The sequence below is a fragment of the Microcoleus sp. B5-D4 genome (genome assembly GCF_036705145.1).
Classification (GTDB): Bacteria; Cyanobacteriota; Cyanobacteriia; order Cyanobacteriales; family Microcoleaceae; genus Microcoleus.
The window spans coordinates 73,168-88,099 of the sequence record NZ_JAUBTV010000015.1 but is presented as its reverse complement, the minus strand read 5'-3'; the positions used below and the strand labels follow the sequence as shown (position 1 = coordinate 88,099).

19 protein-coding genes and 1 tRNA gene are annotated in these 14,932 nt (G+C 46.2%); 15 read left to right on the top strand and 5 right to left on the bottom strand.

Features of this window, described 5'->3' with window-relative positions:
- The 3 genes from QUB10_RS10180 to QUB10_RS10170 form a co-directional block, all read right to left on the bottom strand.
- The coding region (locus QUB10_RS10180) for a ribbon-helix-helix protein, CopG family (protein ID WP_333201745.1) at positions 1-536 on the bottom strand (536 nt) is incomplete at its 3' end.
- Positions 537-766: 230 nt separating this feature from the next.
- Entirely contained in the window at positions 767-1,423 is a 657-nt protein-coding gene (locus QUB10_RS10175; protein ID WP_333201743.1) for a HEAT repeat domain-containing protein, read from the bottom strand.
- Between the two features lie 299 nt (positions 1,424-1,722).
- Positions 1,723-2,625: a phosphodiester glycosidase family protein gene (locus QUB10_RS10170; protein WP_333201741.1), complete on the bottom strand. Its 903-nt coding sequence runs from the start codon at positions 2,623-2,625 to the stop codon at positions 1,723-1,725.
- Between the two features lie 71 nt (positions 2,626-2,696).
- Here QUB10_RS10170 and QUB10_RS10165 point away from each other — a divergent pair, with 71 nt between their 5' ends.
- From QUB10_RS10165 to QUB10_RS10145, 5 genes are all read left to right on the top strand, one after another.
- Positions 2,697-3,503, top strand: coding sequence for a pentapeptide repeat-containing protein (locus QUB10_RS10165; RefSeq protein ID WP_333201739.1), 807 nt, complete (start codon positions 2,697-2,699; stop codon positions 3,501-3,503).
- An 82-nt stretch (positions 3,504-3,585) separates the two neighbouring features.
- Positions 3,586-3,738: a hypothetical protein gene (locus tag QUB10_RS10160; protein WP_333201737.1), complete on the top strand. Its 153-nt coding sequence runs from the start codon at positions 3,586-3,588 to the stop codon at positions 3,736-3,738.
- 20 nt (positions 3,739-3,758) lie between these two features.
- Positions 3,759-3,908, top strand: a complete 150-nt coding sequence (locus tag QUB10_RS10155) for a hypothetical protein (protein ID WP_333201735.1) — start codon at positions 3,759-3,761, stop codon at positions 3,906-3,908.
- 143 nt (positions 3,909-4,051) lie between these two features.
- Positions 4,052-4,351: a type II toxin-antitoxin system HigB family toxin gene (locus QUB10_RS10150; RefSeq protein WP_333201733.1), complete on the top strand. Its 300-nt coding sequence runs from the start codon at positions 4,052-4,054 to the stop codon at positions 4,349-4,351.
- A complete protein-coding gene (locus QUB10_RS10145; protein ID WP_333104604.1) occupies positions 4,335-4,730 on the top strand; it encodes a transcriptional regulator in 396 nt (131 codons plus the stop codon). Before QUB10_RS10150 ends, QUB10_RS10145 begins: the two co-directional genes overlap by 17 nt.
- 247 nt (positions 4,731-4,977) lie before the next feature.
- On the opposite strand, the gene QUB10_RS10140 is transcribed toward QUB10_RS10145, so the two are convergent.
- Positions 4,978-5,062, bottom strand: a tRNA-Ser gene (locus QUB10_RS10140).
- A 256-nt stretch (positions 5,063-5,318) separates the two neighbouring features.
- Here QUB10_RS10140 and QUB10_RS10135 point away from each other — a divergent pair.
- From QUB10_RS10135 to QUB10_RS10115, 5 genes are all read left to right on the top strand, one after another.
- The gene (locus QUB10_RS10135) at positions 5,319-6,614 is read left to right on the top strand and encodes a transposase (protein ID WP_333201731.1); all 1,296 of its coding nucleotides are present in this window, start codon (positions 5,319-5,321) and stop codon (positions 6,612-6,614) included.
- Positions 6,615-6,757: 143 nt separating this feature from the next.
- Positions 6,758-7,126 carry a 2Fe-2S iron-sulfur cluster-binding protein gene (locus QUB10_RS10130; RefSeq protein WP_333040827.1) on the top strand — a complete coding sequence of 123 codons (369 nt, stop codon included), beginning with the start codon at positions 6,758-6,760 and terminating at the stop codon, positions 7,124-7,126.
- Positions 7,127-7,160: 34 nt separating this feature from the next.
- On the top strand, positions 7,161-7,676 hold the full coding sequence (locus QUB10_RS10125; protein ID WP_333201729.1) for a thermonuclease family protein: 516 nt from the start codon (positions 7,161-7,163) through the stop codon (positions 7,674-7,676).
- A gap of 154 nt (positions 7,677-7,830) precedes the next feature.
- Positions 7,831-8,646, top strand: a complete 816-nt coding sequence (locus QUB10_RS10120) for an inositol monophosphatase family protein (protein WP_333201727.1) — start codon at positions 7,831-7,833, stop codon at positions 8,644-8,646.
- A gap of 101 nt (positions 8,647-8,747) precedes the next feature.
- The gene (locus QUB10_RS10115) at positions 8,748-9,650 is read left to right on the top strand and encodes a tetratricopeptide repeat protein (RefSeq protein WP_333201725.1); all 903 of its coding nucleotides are present in this window, start codon (positions 8,748-8,750) and stop codon (positions 9,648-9,650) included.
- 28 nt (positions 9,651-9,678) lie between these two features.
- On the opposite strand, the gene QUB10_RS10110 is transcribed toward QUB10_RS10115, so the two are convergent.
- A complete protein-coding gene (locus QUB10_RS10110; RefSeq protein WP_333201723.1) occupies positions 9,679-9,924 on the bottom strand; it encodes a hypothetical protein in 246 nt (81 codons plus the stop codon).
- A gap of 182 nt (positions 9,925-10,106) precedes the next feature.
- On the opposite strand from QUB10_RS10110, the gene QUB10_RS10105 reads away from it, so the two are divergent.
- From QUB10_RS10105 to moeB, 5 genes are all read left to right on the top strand, one after another.
- Positions 10,107-11,342 carry an ATP phosphoribosyltransferase regulatory subunit gene (locus tag QUB10_RS10105; RefSeq protein WP_333201721.1) on the top strand — a complete coding sequence of 412 codons (1,236 nt, stop codon included), beginning with the start codon at positions 10,107-10,109 and terminating at the stop codon, positions 11,340-11,342.
- Positions 11,343-11,486: 144 nt separating this feature from the next.
- Entirely contained in the window at positions 11,487-11,714 is a 228-nt protein-coding gene (locus QUB10_RS10100) for a ferredoxin family protein (RefSeq protein WP_333054336.1), read from the top strand.
- 181 nt (positions 11,715-11,895) lie between these two features.
- A complete protein-coding gene (locus tag QUB10_RS10095) occupies positions 11,896-12,504 on the top strand; it encodes a Uma2 family endonuclease (protein ID WP_333201719.1) in 609 nt (202 codons plus the stop codon).
- 138 nt (positions 12,505-12,642) lie between these two features.
- Positions 12,643-13,122: a M67 family metallopeptidase gene (locus QUB10_RS10090; RefSeq protein ID WP_333201717.1), complete on the top strand. Its 480-nt coding sequence runs from the start codon at positions 12,643-12,645 to the stop codon at positions 13,120-13,122.
- Positions 13,123-13,201: 79 nt separating this feature from the next.
- On the top strand, positions 13,202-14,374 hold the full coding sequence (gene moeB / locus QUB10_RS10085) for a molybdopterin-synthase adenylyltransferase MoeB (protein WP_333201715.1): 1,173 nt from the start codon (positions 13,202-13,204) through the stop codon (positions 14,372-14,374).
- Positions 14,375-14,932: the final 558 nt, after the last annotated feature.

Here is a 14,932-nt window from a genome sequence, read left to right as displayed (position 1 = left end):
TCAGTAGCGAATTGCTGCTGCAAAGAAGCGATCGAACTTTCGCGTTCACTCAACTGCTGCTGTAAACTTTCGTAACTCGACTTCGCTACTGTTTCGGCTAATTGGCTTTCGAGATTTTGCTTTTCGGTAGCTAATTGCTGCTGCAAAGAAGCGATCGAACTTTCGCGTTCACTCAACTGCTGCTGTAAACTTTCGTAACTTTCTTGCAGCGGATTAGCCTTTACACTCACCGAGTCCGATAGAGTTTCTGCCGTTACAGCGTCATTAAACTCGCTTTCTTCGGCTGTTTCCCCTTGCAAGTGGGCTGCCTCTACCTCCGTTTCTTCACCTTTTTTCCAAGTGACAGTAACTTCCGTCTTGTCCTTAGAAATATCCAGAGCGCCTTGTGCCAAGCGTTCTAGGAGTTCCGACCTTGATATTCCGAGCTTGCGAGCGATCACGTTTAATCGATCGGCACTAGAAGAAGTCAGCGAAAGTCCGACTTTGACTTTACTTTCTGAATTGGAACTAACTACATTGCGATTTTTTTTGACCATTGGCATTTTCCTCATGCCAACCTACACTAATAAGTGTAGTGGCTGAAGCTTCTATTAAAATTAATTCTTGTTACTTACCAATTGTGCCAGCTTCTGTTCCCAATTTAACAAAAATCCGTGAATATACTCTTCGATCCATTCCTCGCCGTAAAACCGCTTAAACATTCCCTCGCCCGGTTTTTTTCGCCACGATACGGCCGATAGCACAGTTGAGCTTGTAAGCCCTGGTTTTAAAGGGAAGCTTCCAAAGTCGCACCTGCAACCCGATGATCTCGATCTTTGGCCAAATAGCTCACAGCAGCGCGAGCTTGAGGATTGTCAAATTTGCTCAGCGCGCGAGCAACTCGCAGCCGAATGCCCCAGTAATCTGAACTTACTAGAGGTAATAATTGCTGCAATGCCTCTTCTTGCTTCTGGGTATTTGCCAGCACACCAAATCCGTCAATTGCTGCTTCCTGAACTGGTACATCTTCGCCGCCAAGACCGATCGCACAAATTTCAAATACTGCATCAGGACACTGCATTTCGTACAGCGGAGCCATAATGCTGCGGCGGACGAGCCAATTGTCATCGCGGCGAAAAGCTTCCACTAAATGAGAAATTGCCTCGGTTCCGAACCTTGACAAAGAGTTAGCGGCTTCGGCGCGCACGTTCGGATCGCGATCGAACTGCATCATTTTTAACAGCGCCGCAAAAGCTTCCGCAGTTTGAATCTGCCGCAATCCCATCGCCACGAACGATCGCACCATAAACTCGCGATCGTCCACTTTGCTCAGCAACATCGGCAGCGCCACCGCAGAATCGCACTTTCTCAGAGCCGTTACCCCCCGCAGCCTCTCTTGAGAATCCGAACTTTGCAGCGCTGCTTGGATTTCGTTAATTTTCATAAGCCAATTATAAATTTTTATTACGTTTCTTTACAATTTTAGCAATTATTCCCGGATTTGGGGCAGATTTAAAAAAACTTCACTGCTGAATCAGAATTTTTGTGGGTATTTAAGCGAGCTTTTGTATTAGTAATTAAGGCAATCAGTACCCTATTTATTTGAGTATGCGGAGCCATCATTTATTTTTTTAAATATGTTTTAACAGCCAATTTTATACAACCAGCGGCTTGGGCGCAGTGCAGAATAAAATCAATCATTTTTGATCCCAATCTTCAGAGAAAAAAGCGCAATTTAAAACCCTAATTATCCCGCGCATAAAATCCTAAATGATTAGGAATTGGACGTTGCTGCATGGGGATTTTATTCTGAATCGGAGCATTCAACAGTTTCGCTCCTGACGGCGATGCTACTGCAAAAGTTACCGATCCGCCGCCATCTAAATTTAGCACTGTCTCGGCTCCCAACTGCATCGAAATATCAGTTATTTCGCTCAATTTCAGCCCTTCACTGTAAAGCCTCTGCTTGCCGTCTACCAGAATTAACCACAACTTGTCGCCTGTTTTGTCGATCGCCACGACGGCACGGGGATAGGGTTTATCCTGTGTGCGTTCTTTCTGGCTTTGTGCTACGGGTTTGCCATTTTTAACCAGCAAAGTATCTCCGGCAACTGCATAGGCTGTTCCCGCAGGGCAAGTGCCATTTTCGATTATTTGAGCGCGGTTTTTGGCATCAAAACAAAGGGCGGGAAAGTCTGGATTTGGTTGAGAATAAGCTTGACTTTTGGCAATGGCGTGTCCGACATTATTTACTCGATCGCCACTGCGGGGATAGTAATCCCAAGGTGCTTCCTCGATGCAGGGATAAAAAAAATTGCCGTTGACTGCTAATTGCAATTTAAATTCTTTCAGGAATTCAGTAGCCGTGCGGGCATTGGTTTCTGTTAAATCGGGTGTTGGGTTTCCGGGAGTGACAAAAATTCCTATTCCCGGCGCTTTTAGGTCGATGCTAACAATGTGAATTAGGGTGGGACGCGGATTAGTCCGAAATTCCCTGCGGTAGGCTATTCCCTGAAAGAGCGATCGGGCTTCGTTTGTTTGTTGGGGACGCAAAAAGTAGGGAATATTGTAGAGTAGTATTGGTGCGAGCAATATTCCCACACCGAGAATATGCCAAATTTGTTTGATCGTGGGCCGATAAGTCATACCATTTTAGATTGGAGATTGGGGACGGAAACACTGACAGATTTATATATTTTCCAGCATCCTATACTAATATGAAGTATTCGGATTCCAATAATTTTAGCAATCAAATTTTACGAAATCGATCGTTCCAAGGACAAGTTCTTAACGGTGCTGATTTCAGCGGTGCGGATGTTCGAGGCTGCAATTTTAGAAATGCTCAGTTAGCGGGTGCGAATTTTCTCGGTGCGAAAATCGGGCTTTCTCGGCGACAGATAGCTGTTTTGACTGCAGGGGCGATCGCGATTTGTTTGGTTGTGGGCGATGTTCTGACTCGACTGATTTTGGGAACTCAAGGACAAGTACCGGGCTCTGGCAGTTGGCCTTTTGTTCTGTTGCTGTACGGGGTTTTGAGCGCTGCTGGTTTCGCTTCGGCGATCGCCAGCAAACAGCCACAAACCTCAGCGGGTAGATTGGCACGAACAATTTCTGCTATTCTATCAGGAGCTTTGTTGGGATTTTTCTATGCTGGCACTGCAACTAATAATAATTCCCAGGCTGCTCTTGCTGGAATGTCGATCGGTGGGGTGTTAATGTTTTTGCTGAATTCCCGGATTCGTAGCCAATTTGCACAGGTGGCGATCGCATCGGCTGGAAGTGTGGCGACTTACGCGGCGGCTTTTTTGTTCAGTGCAACGGCGAGCGCTTTTCTGAGCACTCATAAACTGTTTTGGGGTATGTGTTTCGGTTTGCTGTCGCTGCTGTATCTTTGGTTTGCGTTTGTGTCTTTATCGGCTATTGTTCGAGAGATTGGAAATGCTGAGGGTACTTCGTTCAGAGGGGCAAATCTCGCTGAGGCTAAGTTCGATATAAATTACCTCAATCTAAAATCTAAAATTTAAAATCTAAAATTCCCTGACTGATATTCAAACAGCAATTGAGCCAGCAGAAAGCGACGCTTTGCTGCAAACGGTGAGGGAGCAAATGGCCGTCGAAAATTTGAATCCCAACGACAGCGAACTGCTCAAAAAGATGGTCGAATGTATGGGAGATTCGCAGGGAATGGTGAGGCTGAGTTTAGCAGAAACTCTCGGCTCAATTGGCAAACCTGCAACTTTTTTTTGCTGGAAGCTCTAGCACATCACCCCAACCCTGTCGTGCGTAGAGCCTCTGCTAAAACGCTGACTCTGATTTGCGAGGATCTCGCCCGAACCACGCTGCTAGAAGCTTTTTTACACGATGAGGATCAAGTCGGGGGAGGAAGAGTGGGATTAAAGACAAAGCCTGCGGTTTCCAACCGCGCCTAGACAGACAAAACCCACTTGGAGTGGGTTAAAGAATTTTTACTCGATCGGGCTTGACAATTTCCTCTCAAAATGAGAGGATAAGCATAGTAGTCAAGGATCAAAGCAATCGATGCCAAACAAAAAAAGACACCAACCAAAAACCCATGCACCTAATCTCGATCTCCAACCTCCGTAATGATGCGGCCCAGTATCCCGATGTCAAAACTGAAATTGATACCTTGCATAAAAAATTCAAGAATGCAAAATGGCAGAATTTGGAGGAGGTTCGCAAGGAGTTCCGGGATGCCGAAGCAGTAGGAAACTTCACCGTCTTTAATATCAAAGGCAACAAGTATCGCCTGATTGTCGGCATCAGCTACGAGGCTCAAACTATTTTCTACAAATATTTCCTAACCCATGCTGAATACGACAAAGACAAATGGAAAAATGATACTTACTTTTGATCGAGCAACTTATAGCAACTTGCTTGCAGAAATTGCTCCCAAGGCGATCGAAACCGAAGAGGAATACAATCGCTTCCTGGCAGTGGCAGAACGGCTAACCTTCGCTAAAAACCTCACTCCAGAGGAGAGAGTTTTATACAAGTTGTTAGTAACGCTCATTGAAGTTTATGAGACAGAAAATTATCCGATCGAATCGGAGCCTCATGAGATTTTGCAACACATCATGGAATCCAGCGGCACCCGTCAAGCGGACTTGGTAGGTATCATTGGATCGAGCGGTGTGGTGTCTGAGGTTGTCAATGGGAAAAGAGCGATTAGCAAGGCACAAGCTAAGGCACTAGGCGATTATTTTAAAATCTCACCTAGCTTGTTCATTTAATTTGGAAATTGGGCATTGGGAATAGGGGATTGGTTATTTGTGATTAGAAAAACTACTAACCAGTAACCACTAACTATTACCCATGCCCGATGCCCGATGCCCATGCCAGAGGCATCTGACCCTAGAAAAGCGAGATCCCTTGATTTTTCTAAAAGAATTCAAGGGATCTCGCTAATAATCAAAGTATTTATCTCATATCAGAGATTTTTGTTGCAAGCTGTTTTTTTTGCCTGAACAGCTTGTTTAACGGAGAGGGAGGGATTCGAACCCTCGTTAAGTTGCCCTAAACACACTTTCCAGGCGTGCGCCTTCAACCGCTCGGCCACCTCTCCAGGGCTAAATTCATTCATTTAGCCACAGCTCAACTATCTTAGCAGAACAAATCTGATTTGGGAAGGGGTAACGGCATAAATTTGCTGTTTAACTATTCAAGGGGGTCTGGGGGAGCAATAAGTCCCACACCATAATCTTTGATGTGGTGTTGGGATACATGGACACCCCCACACCGATTTTATCCGGTCAATCAGGCGTAAAATCGGTAGCAGGTATAGATTTATAGATTTGCAATTCTGTGTTAGACTTGATTGCATGACTCTGATCATGAACTACTGCTACCGAATTTATCCCGACGCCAGCCAAGAAGAAACGATGCTTCATTGGTTGGAAATTTCTCGCAAGGTTTATAACTACGCCTTGCGAGAAATCAAAGATTGGGTCAATTCGCGTAAATGTAGTTTAGATTATTGTTCGCTGGAGAGAGAATACATCGTTCCAGCCGACAAGCCATTCCCTACCTATTACGTTCAACAGAACGAACTTCCCAAAGCGAAGAAAACGTTCTCGTTGTTGGGCGAAGCCCCTTCTCAAGTTCTGCAAACTACTATTCGTAGATTGCATGATGCTTGGAATTATTTTCAGTCGCGGGGGTTTGGCTTTCCTCGCTTCAAGAAATTTGGACAAATCAAGTCCATGCTGTTTCCTCAATTCAAAACCAATCCTATTACGGGATGGCAGATAAGCTTGCCCAAAGTTGGGAAGATGCCTATCAACTTGCATCGACCTATCCCAGAGGGGTTTGTGGTTAAGCAAGCACGGGTTTTGAGGAAAGCTGATAGGTGGTTCGTTGTAGTGACAATTGAGTCTGATATGTCGATACCTGACGCTCAACCGCATGGAGATGCGCTGGGTATCGATTTGGGACTGGCCAAGTTTTTGACAACCTCGGATAAAGAGTTTATTGCTAGACCCCGATTCTTGACATCTTTGTACCGCAAGCTGGAATTGCTGCAACGTAAGTATGCCAGAACGAAAAAGGGTTCTAAGAACCGTGAGAAAGCTCGAATCAAGGTTGCCAGATTCCACAACCACATCGCTAGAGTTCGGAAGGATTGGCAATTCAAACTGGCTAACCATTTATGTACCAAGGAAGGTATTGGGATGGTCTTTGTTGAGGACTTGAACTTGAAAGCGATGTCCCGGGGGATGTTGAGAAAACATACCTTGGATGCTGCTTTTGGTCAATTTCTCAATCTGTTGGAGTGGGTCGCCAAGAAGCATCAAATCTATTTTTGTCGCGTCAATCCAGATGGAACGTCTCAAACTTGCCCTAAGTGCAACACACATACGGGTAAAAAAGAGCTTTCCGAACGAGTTCATAAATGTGGTGAGTGCGGATATCAAACCGATAGAGATCACGCAGCATCTGAAGTTATTAGGTTGCGTGGTTTAGAACTCATTAGTACGCAAGGACTTTGCGGAATAGAAAATGCCTATGCAGTCGGTCTGCCGGGGATTGATGAAAGTCAGTCGGCGTCAGAGGCGAAAACCCGCAAGGGAAGAACTAGGAAATCTTCCAACAGTGATGTTGGGAAGCCCATACCATAATCTTTGATTTGGTGTGGGAGGATGTCACTATGGGTAGGGTGTGAAACGGGCAGGCTTTGGTTCTCATCCCTGGGTCGCAAACCCATTCATTTCAAGGATCTTGCCCCGCCAACCCCAATCTAAAATCTAAAATCTAAAATTCCATGACTAACTCTTACACAATTAAAATTCATAACAGACAGACAGGCGATCGCCACACCGTGCGAGTACCCGAAGACCGCTACATCCTCCAAAGCGCGGAAAACCAAGGAGTAGAATTGCCCTTTTCCTGCCGCAACGGCGCTTGTACAGCCTGTGCGGTGCGCGTCAATTCGGGGGAACTGCACCAGCCAGAAGCAATGGGGCTTTCTGTGGAACTGCAAAAAGAAGGTTATGCCCTGCTGTGCGTCAGCTATCCCCGTTCCAACATCGAGGTAGAGACGCAAGACGAAGACGAAGTGTACGAACTGCAATTCGGCCGCTACTTCGGCAAAGGTAAAGTTAAAGCTGGTTTGCCGTTGGATGAAGAATAAGGCAATTTGAGAAATTATCAATCACCAATTATCCATGCTTTATCGATTATGTGCGATCGCCCTTTGTCTGTTGTTAGCTAGCTGCCAAAAACCAGAAATGCCCCAAGGTACGATCGCCAAAGTAGAAAGGGCCATCAGCGGCCAAACAATCGAAGTTATCAGTACAGCCGACAAAATAGCCTTATTAGAACAAATCAGGCTGATTGGTATTGATGCGCCGGATTTAAAACAGCAGCCTTGGGGAGAAGCAGCCAAACAAAGACTAGAACAGCTAACTGGGGGAAAACAGGTATTGTTAGAATCAGACATCGAACAGAAAGACCGGTTCGATCGCAAACTAGCCTATTTGTGGCAAGATAAAATTTTGCTCAACGAACTGCTAGTCAAAGAAGGTTATGCCCTGGCCTCAGCGCGATCGCCCAACACCAAATACCAGCAGCGACTCGTGAACGCTCAAGAATGGGCGAGACTCATGGGTAAAGGCCTGTGGAATCCAGAACGAGCTTTGCGCCAAACTCCTGCAGAATTCCGCCAGCAAAATCGGAAATAGTCAGTAGTCATTAGTCAGCAGTCATTAGTCATTAGTCAATGACTAAAAACTCCTCAGTTATAGCTAATAACTAATGAGCAATGATTTCCTTCTTCCTTCTTCCTTCTTCCTTCGTGTCCTTCGCGTCTTCGCGGTTCGTACTTCCCTCTTCCTAATGACTGACAATCAACTGCAAAACTTCTTAGAAATAGCCACCGAAGCAGCCCTAGCCGCCGGTTCCGTCCTGAAATCTTTCTGCGGAAAATTAGAAAAAATTCAAGAAAAAGGCCGATCGGGCGATTTAGTCACAGAAGCCGATAAAGCCTCAGAAGCCGTCATTTTAGAAATTCTCGGCCGCCACGTACCCGACCACGCCATCCTCGCCGAAGAATCCGGCAAATTAGGAGATGCCAGCAGCAAATACCTGTGGGCGATCGACCCTTTGGACGGCACAACAAATTATGCTCACCAATATCCTTTTTGGGCCGTGTCGATCGGACTTTTAATCGACGGCATACCACAAATCGGAGTAATTTACGACCCTTTGCATAACGAATTGTTTCGGGCTGGCAAAGGATTGGGAGCAACCTGCAACCGTTCGCCGATCGAAGTTTCCCAAATCTCAGAATTGAGAACCAGCTTGCTAGTCACTGGGTTTGCATACGATCGGCGCGAAACAGCAGACAATAATTATGCCGAATTCTGTCACCTCACCCACCTCACCCAAGGCGTGCGGCGCAGCGGTTCCGCATCCCTAGACCTCGCACACCTGGCGATGGGGCGATCGGACGGATACTGGGAACGGGGACTCGCCCCTTGGGACGTAGCAGCCGGTGTAGTCATCGTCTCCGAAGCCGGAGGTCAAATTACAGCTTATGACGGTAGTGCCTTTGATATGAACTCAGGTCGGATTTTGGCAACAAACGGCAAAATACACGCCGAACTCAGCAGCGCACTGCTAGCAGTACCTCCCTTATCTTCTTGGAAGTAGCGCCCCCCAGCAATAGATCGGGGGTAGTACGGGGGTCACAACCCCTTGACTCAAGCTACATTAAAGAATAGTGAAAAGCCAGGAAAGGAAGAGTAAAAGTTATGTCTTTTGAAATGACAAAAGGGCTGTTCAAGTATGACTTTACAGATCAGCACGCAATTTTGGGAGTTCCCTTAGACGCCGAGTTTAACGACATCCGCAAGCGCTACATGAAAATCGCCCGCCGGTTGCATTCGGATACTTGCTCTTTTGAAAGCCAAGCTGATAAAGATTGGGCTAACCAATTTTTGTCAAAAGTAGTCAATCCGGCTTACAACAAATTCTCTAAGGAAAGCGATCGCAAAGAATACAGCCTGCTATTAGCAGCCATCGCCAAGCGCGTCGTTAAAGAACAGGCTAAAATGCAAATTGAAAGCGCAGCAGCCAAACAGTTAGCTACCGCTAAAGATTGGGAAGAAGCTTACAAAACAGCAGTTAGCAAACTCGCTCTCAAGCAGTACGAATCAGTTAAGGAAACGCAAGAGGCGATCGATCAAATTAGCGAACTTAACATGGTTTACCTGCTGCGAAAAGAGCGCATTGGCATTACAACCCCGCCACCACCCCCAACCCCAATTCCCCCAACCCCAATTCCAACCCCAACCCCAAATCTACCCCCAAATCTACCCCCGCCCAAAGACGACCCGCGGATCGAAGCCTATTGCCGCCGAGCTCAAGGATTTATGGACAGCAAAAATTACGCTAAAGCAAGTTTGGAGTTGAGGGAAGCCCTGAAGAACGCCCCAAAACACAGCAAGGCTCACGCTATGTTAGCAATGTGTTACGTTGAACAAAATCAAGCCACAATGGCAAAACTTGAGATGAACAAAGCTTTGGCATCAAATCCTGAAGAACCGACGGCTTTGGAGGTTAAGAAAAAGCTGGAACAAGCTGCCGCAAAAGCCAAAAAAGGTGAGGAGAAACCAGGATTTTTTGCGAGTTTGTTTGGCGGGAAGAAGAAGTGAGAAGTTGTGAGTTGTGAGTCTTGAATATTTAGAAACGGGTGAACTGCTCAGCAGTGGAGTCAGCTAGAGCAAAAAAATCAAGACTTGGTGAGATCAAATCCGGTGACATCGGAATTATACTGTCAGTGCGATCGTCCCGCGATCGCGGATGCTCCTGGAAGAACGGGACGATCGCACTGACGGGGAAAATGATAATTCCGATGCAAACGAAAACGCTATCACGCCTTAATTTGTTAAAGTCGAAGGTTAAGCTTGCCTTCTTCGACTTTAACACCGTCCCCTAAAGCTAAGCTTCTAAGCCCAATCTAAAATCTAAAATCTAAAATCTAAAATTGAGATGACACCTTAATTTGTTAAAGTCGAATGTTAAGCTTGCCTGGTTCGACTTGAACACCGTCCATAAAGCTAAGCTTCTGGGCCCAATCTAAAATCTAAAGTCTAAAATCTAAAATTGATATGGTTCACCAACCCCCATCCGGTGCAAGAGATTTATTGCCCCTTGACGTTGCTCAAAAAATTTCGATCGAACGGCGCTTGCAGCAGGTTTTTCACCGCTGGGGCTATCACCGGATTATTACTTCAACTCTAGAAAGGCTGGAAACTTTGATGGCTGGGGGCGCGATCGACCGATCGACCTTAATTCAACTGCAAGACGCCGAGGATGGAGAACTTGGTTTGCGGCCGGAATTGACAGCATCCATCGCGCGGGCGGCTGCAATGCGGATGGCCGGGACTCGCTGGCAGCCCCAGCGCCTCTACTACAACGCTAACGTGTTCCGCAAAGGCCCAGATACTGGCTCAGGCGGGCAACAGGAGTTCTATCAAGCTGGGGTAGAACTCCTCGGCGCGGGGGGGGCGGTTGCGGATGCGGAAGTGCTGCTGCTGCTGTCTGAGTGCTTGCAGAGCTTGGAAATTGATGAGTGGCATTTGGTTTTGGGAGAAGCGGGCTTGACTGCAACATTGCTAGAACCGTTTCCGCCAAACGTGCGCCAAAAAGTTCGGGGGGCGATCGCCAATCTCGATCGAATTGCCTTGGAAACTTTGCCGCTGTCAACAGAATTGCGAGAAAGAGCACTGCTGTTATTTGACTTGCGCGGCCGCCCAGAAGAGGTGTTGCCAATTGTTGCCAAGCTGGATTTAGATTTGCCGCAGCAAGCCGCGTTAAATAATCTCAAATCGGCGATCGAATTGCTGCACCAATGCCAGTCAAAAATTCCCAATCTAAAATCTCACATTCACCTCGATTTGAGTTTAATTCAAACATTTGACTACTACACTGGAATTGTGTTTGAAGTTGTCAGCAGCAGCAAGACAGGACAGCGAGTTTTAGGACAAGGAGGACGCTACGACCAACTGTTGGGACTGTTCGACCCCCAAGGGCAAAATTCCCCCGGCATCGGGTTTTGTCTGAATATTGAAGATTTGCACCAAGTTTTGCTGACAGAGGGGCAGTTGCCCACCCAGACGCCTGCTAGCGACTGGTTAGTTGTGGCTCAAACTCCTGAAGCTAGTGCCGCCGCGTTTGCTTACGCTCGCAAACTCCGAGACTCTACTCACCTACTTCGGGTAGAAATAGATTTGGAGAGTCGGGAGACGGAGGAGGCGGCGCGGGAATACGCGCGCGATCGACGAATTGCTCAAATTGCTTGGGTAAATGCCGAAGGATTGCCAACAATTGAAACGGTAAATTAGGCTAATTGGTAATTGGTAATTGGTAGTTGGTAATTGGCTAAAAATCACCCGATATGATATTATGTATCCTGCTGATTGAGATCAGGTTTTGCCAATTACTAATTGCTAATTCCCTATCTAACTAAAATCTTTTGAGAGAACACTATGGCACACACTATTGTTACGAATATTTGCGAGGGAATTGCTGATTGCGTGGGCGCTTGTCCGGTTGCTTGCATTCACCCCGGTCCCGGCAAAAATGTCAAGGGTACTGATTGGTTTTGGATTGATTTTGATACCTGTATTGACTGCGGTATTTGTTTGCAGGTGTGTCCTGTCGAAGGTGCGATCGTTCCAGATGAGCGACCTGAATTGCAGCAAACTCCGACTTGATTGAATTAACTCTTTTTCCCCTTCTCTTCTCTTCCTTTGTGTCATAAGCGTCTTCGCGGTTCGTTAAATTTATATAGGAACTTTTTTTACGAACCGCAGAGGCCGCAGAGGACACAGAGAAGAAGTTGAGAAAGAACGAAAAAATCTAACGTTGAGATATCTTAAGTGCAGGTAATTAATTATGCTACTTTTAGATCCAAAAACTCTCGCTCCAGCCACTGAACAGCGCGTCATTCTATATGATGTGACTTGGGAACAATACGAGCAGCTTTCTGATATGTTTGTCGATAAATTCCCCAGGATGACTTACTTGGAAGGAACGTTAGAAATTATTATGACGACTTCGCCAGAACATGAAAGGCTTAAAACAATTATTGCCCGGTTGATAGAAACCTATGCGGTTGAAAGGCTAATTAATCTCAACGGTTACGGTAGTGCTACATTTCGCCGCGAAGCTGTGAGACGGGGTGCCCAAGCGGATGAGTGTTACTGTTTAGGTTTACTTGCAGAAGTCCCGGATATTGTGATAGAAATTGCTCTAACTAGCGGTGGAGTTGACAAACTAGAAGTGTATCGCGGTTTGCAAGTTCCTGAAGTCTGGTTTTGGGCTAACGATCAATTTTCTCTTTACCACTTGCGGGAGTCGGGTTATGAGTTAATTTCGAGCAGTGAATTTTTGCCTGAGTTAGACTTTTCTGTATTGAGTCAATATGTAGGATATGTTAACCAAACAGAAGCTGTTATTGCTTATAGAACTGTTTTGCAAACAGTTACAGGAACCTCAAATTAATAGACATCTCCAGAAAAGCCAGTATTGAACAGGCAAGATGCCTGTTCCAGAATTTAAAAAAAGCCCGTGAAGCGTAGCTATCCCGCTCTTAATCGCACTTTACAATAAAATCTACAATAAAATCTACAATAAAATCCTATGCAGCCGATCGCACTTTCCGACTCTCAAATTTTATCCATGCGAACCCACGCCGAAAGCGCTTATCCTGACGAATGCTGCGGTTTGTTGCTCGGTCGAGTTACTGGCGATGTTAAAACTTTAGTGGAAGTTTGGCCGACTCAAAATGCTTGGAGTGTTCAGGCGCAGGAGAATTGGCCTGAAGAAAAGGGATTGACAGAACGACGCAGATATGCTATTAAGCCCGAAGATATGTTGCGGGCGATGAAACATGGGCGCGATCGCACTCTGGATATTATCGGTATATATCATTCTCACACGGATTCTCCCGCAGTGCCCTCAGAGTGCGATCGGACATTGGCCTGGGCCGAATACTCTTATATCATTGTGTCCGTCCGACAAGGCTGTTGGGAAGACATCCGCAGTTGGAGTCTTGACGGAGAGGGGAACTTTCAAGCAGAGGAAATTCTCGCACAGGAACCGACTGAGATTAAGAAATAATTAGTAAAAATAACAAACAGGTAAAAATGCGAAAGATTCAGATAGGATGTAATTCAAAATCTGCGCTACACACAATATCATGCTAAATCCTAATCTGGAGGAGATCCAGCTCAACAAACAAGAATACGAACGCTACTCTCGCCACCTGATCCTGCCAGAAGTTGGATTGGATGGGCAGAAGCGTCTCAAAGCTGCCAGCGTGCTCTGCATCGGTACGGGAGGCCTCGGTTCGCCGCTGCTGCTGTATTTAGCAGCCGCCGGTGTTGGCCGCATTGGGATTGTAGACTTTGATGTTGTAGACCATTCTAATTTGCAGCGGCAAGTAATTCACGGCACTTCTTGGGTTGGGAAACCGAAGATTGAGTCGGCTAAAAATCGGATTTTAGAAATTAATCCTTTTTGTCAAGTTGATTTGTACGAAACTCGCGTTAGTTCCGAAAATGCGATCGACATTGCGACTCCTTACGATATCATTATCGACGGTACGGACAATTTCCCGACTCGCTATTTGATGAACGACGTTTGCGTGCTTTTAAACAAGCCCAACGTCTACGGTTCCATCTTCCGATTTGAAGGGCAAGCAACAGTTTTTAACTACGAAGGCGGCCCGAATTACCGCGATTTGTACCCAGAACCCCCGCCTCCTGGGATGGTTCCTTCTTGTGCAGAAGGCGGTGTTTTAGGCGTTTTGTGCGGAGTTGTCGGGTCTATCCAAGCAACGGAAGCTATCAAGATTATCTTGGGTCAAGGCACTACTTTGAGCGGCAGATTGTTGCTTTACAATGCCTTAGATATGACGTTCCGGCAATTGAAACTGCGGCCTAATCCAGTGCGTCCGGTAATTGAAAAGTTAATCGATTACGAACAATTCTGCGGCATTCCTCAAGCTAAAGCGCAGGAAGCAAGTCAGCAAACGCAAATTCCTGAGATGACTGTCAAAGAACTTAAGGAGTTAATCGACAGCGGTGCGAAGGATTTTGTATTGTTAGATGTTCGCAATCCCAATGAGTATCAAATTTGTCAAATTCCTGGGTCGGTTTTGGTTCCTTTGCCGGATATCGAACAGGGCGCAGGTGTCGCCAAGGTCAAGGAATTGTTGAACGGCCACCGCTTGATTGCCCACTGCAAAATGGGCGGGCGTTCTGCGAAGGCTTTGGGGATTTTGAAGGAAGCTGGAATTGAGGGGATTAATGTTAAGGGAGGAATTACTGCTTGGAGTGAAGAAGTAGACCCGTCTGTACCTCAATATTAAGCCTAATCTTTTTCTGGGGCGGGCAAATCGCCCGCCCGGAACCGGGATTATGGCGGCGGCAACTGTATTCTCACCCCGTTCTCCTTTGATTCTATCTTTGTAAGCATTTGCCAAATTATTTTGAGTCATCGCCCATTGTTGCGGGAAAGCAGGGCGGGTGTAAACTTCACTAGCTGCTTGATAAAATGCGATCGCCCTTTCGATGCACTACCCATGTTTGGGATATTGTACATTTTTTGTGGGGAAAAACCCGAGTTTTTTGTACAATACTTTTACCCAGATTTTGTAGGGGCGGGTTCCACCAACAATATCTAACAAATACTAACAATCTAGATAAACCCGCCCCCCACCACCGATAACCCAAATCAACCTGGAATTTGCATCGCATCGGAAAAGGTAGGTTGGTATTTTTCGTTGGGTGGGGGCGGGTTTTCGAGATTGTCGATTATTGGCAATTATGGTTGGTGAACCCGCCCCTACGAGCACCATGTACATTGTGATTTATGGTTGGGTGGGGGCGGGTTTTCGAGATTGTCGATTATTGGCAATTATGGTTGG

Excerpts from the sequence above, each read along its gene's own strand:
- QUB10_RS10175 (WP_333201743.1), bottom strand. The coding sequence starts at position 1,423 with ATGAAAATTAACGAAATCCAAGCAGCGCTGCAAAGTTCGGATTCTCAA.
- QUB10_RS10170 (WP_333201741.1), bottom strand. The coding sequence starts at position 2,625 with ATGACTTATCGGCCCACGATCAAACAAATTTGGCATATTCTCGGTGTG.
- QUB10_RS10165 (WP_333201739.1), top strand. The coding sequence starts at position 2,697 with ATGAAGTATTCGGATTCCAATAATTTTAGCAATCAAATTTTACGAAAT.
- QUB10_RS10160 (WP_333201737.1), top strand. The coding sequence starts at position 3,586 with ATGGCCGTCGAAAATTTGAATCCCAACGACAGCGAACTGCTCAAAAAG.
- QUB10_RS10150 (WP_333201733.1), top strand. The coding sequence starts at position 4,052 with ATGCACCTAATCTCGATCTCCAACCTCCGTAATGATGCGGCCCAGTAT.
- QUB10_RS10145 (WP_333104604.1), top strand. The coding sequence starts at position 4,335 with ATGATACTTACTTTTGATCGAGCAACTTATAGCAACTTGCTTGCAGAA.
- QUB10_RS10135 (WP_333201731.1), top strand. The coding sequence starts at position 5,319 with ATGACTCTGATCATGAACTACTGCTACCGAATTTATCCCGACGCCAGC.
- QUB10_RS10130 (WP_333040827.1), top strand. The coding sequence starts at position 6,758 with ATGACTAACTCTTACACAATTAAAATTCATAACAGACAGACAGGCGAT.
- QUB10_RS10125 (WP_333201729.1), top strand. The coding sequence starts at position 7,161 with ATGCTTTATCGATTATGTGCGATCGCCCTTTGTCTGTTGTTAGCTAGC.
- QUB10_RS10120 (WP_333201727.1), top strand. The coding sequence starts at position 7,831 with ATGACTGACAATCAACTGCAAAACTTCTTAGAAATAGCCACCGAAGCA.
- QUB10_RS10115 (WP_333201725.1), top strand. The coding sequence starts at position 8,748 with ATGTCTTTTGAAATGACAAAAGGGCTGTTCAAGTATGACTTTACAGAT.
- QUB10_RS10105 (WP_333201721.1), top strand. The coding sequence starts at position 10,107 with ATGGTTCACCAACCCCCATCCGGTGCAAGAGATTTATTGCCCCTTGAC.
- QUB10_RS10100 (WP_333054336.1), top strand. The coding sequence starts at position 11,487 with ATGGCACACACTATTGTTACGAATATTTGCGAGGGAATTGCTGATTGC.
- QUB10_RS10095 (WP_333201719.1), top strand. The coding sequence starts at position 11,896 with ATGCTACTTTTAGATCCAAAAACTCTCGCTCCAGCCACTGAACAGCGC.
- QUB10_RS10090 (WP_333201717.1), top strand. The coding sequence starts at position 12,643 with ATGCAGCCGATCGCACTTTCCGACTCTCAAATTTTATCCATGCGAACC.
- moeB (WP_333201715.1), top strand. The coding sequence starts at position 13,202 with ATGCTAAATCCTAATCTGGAGGAGATCCAGCTCAACAAACAAGAATAC.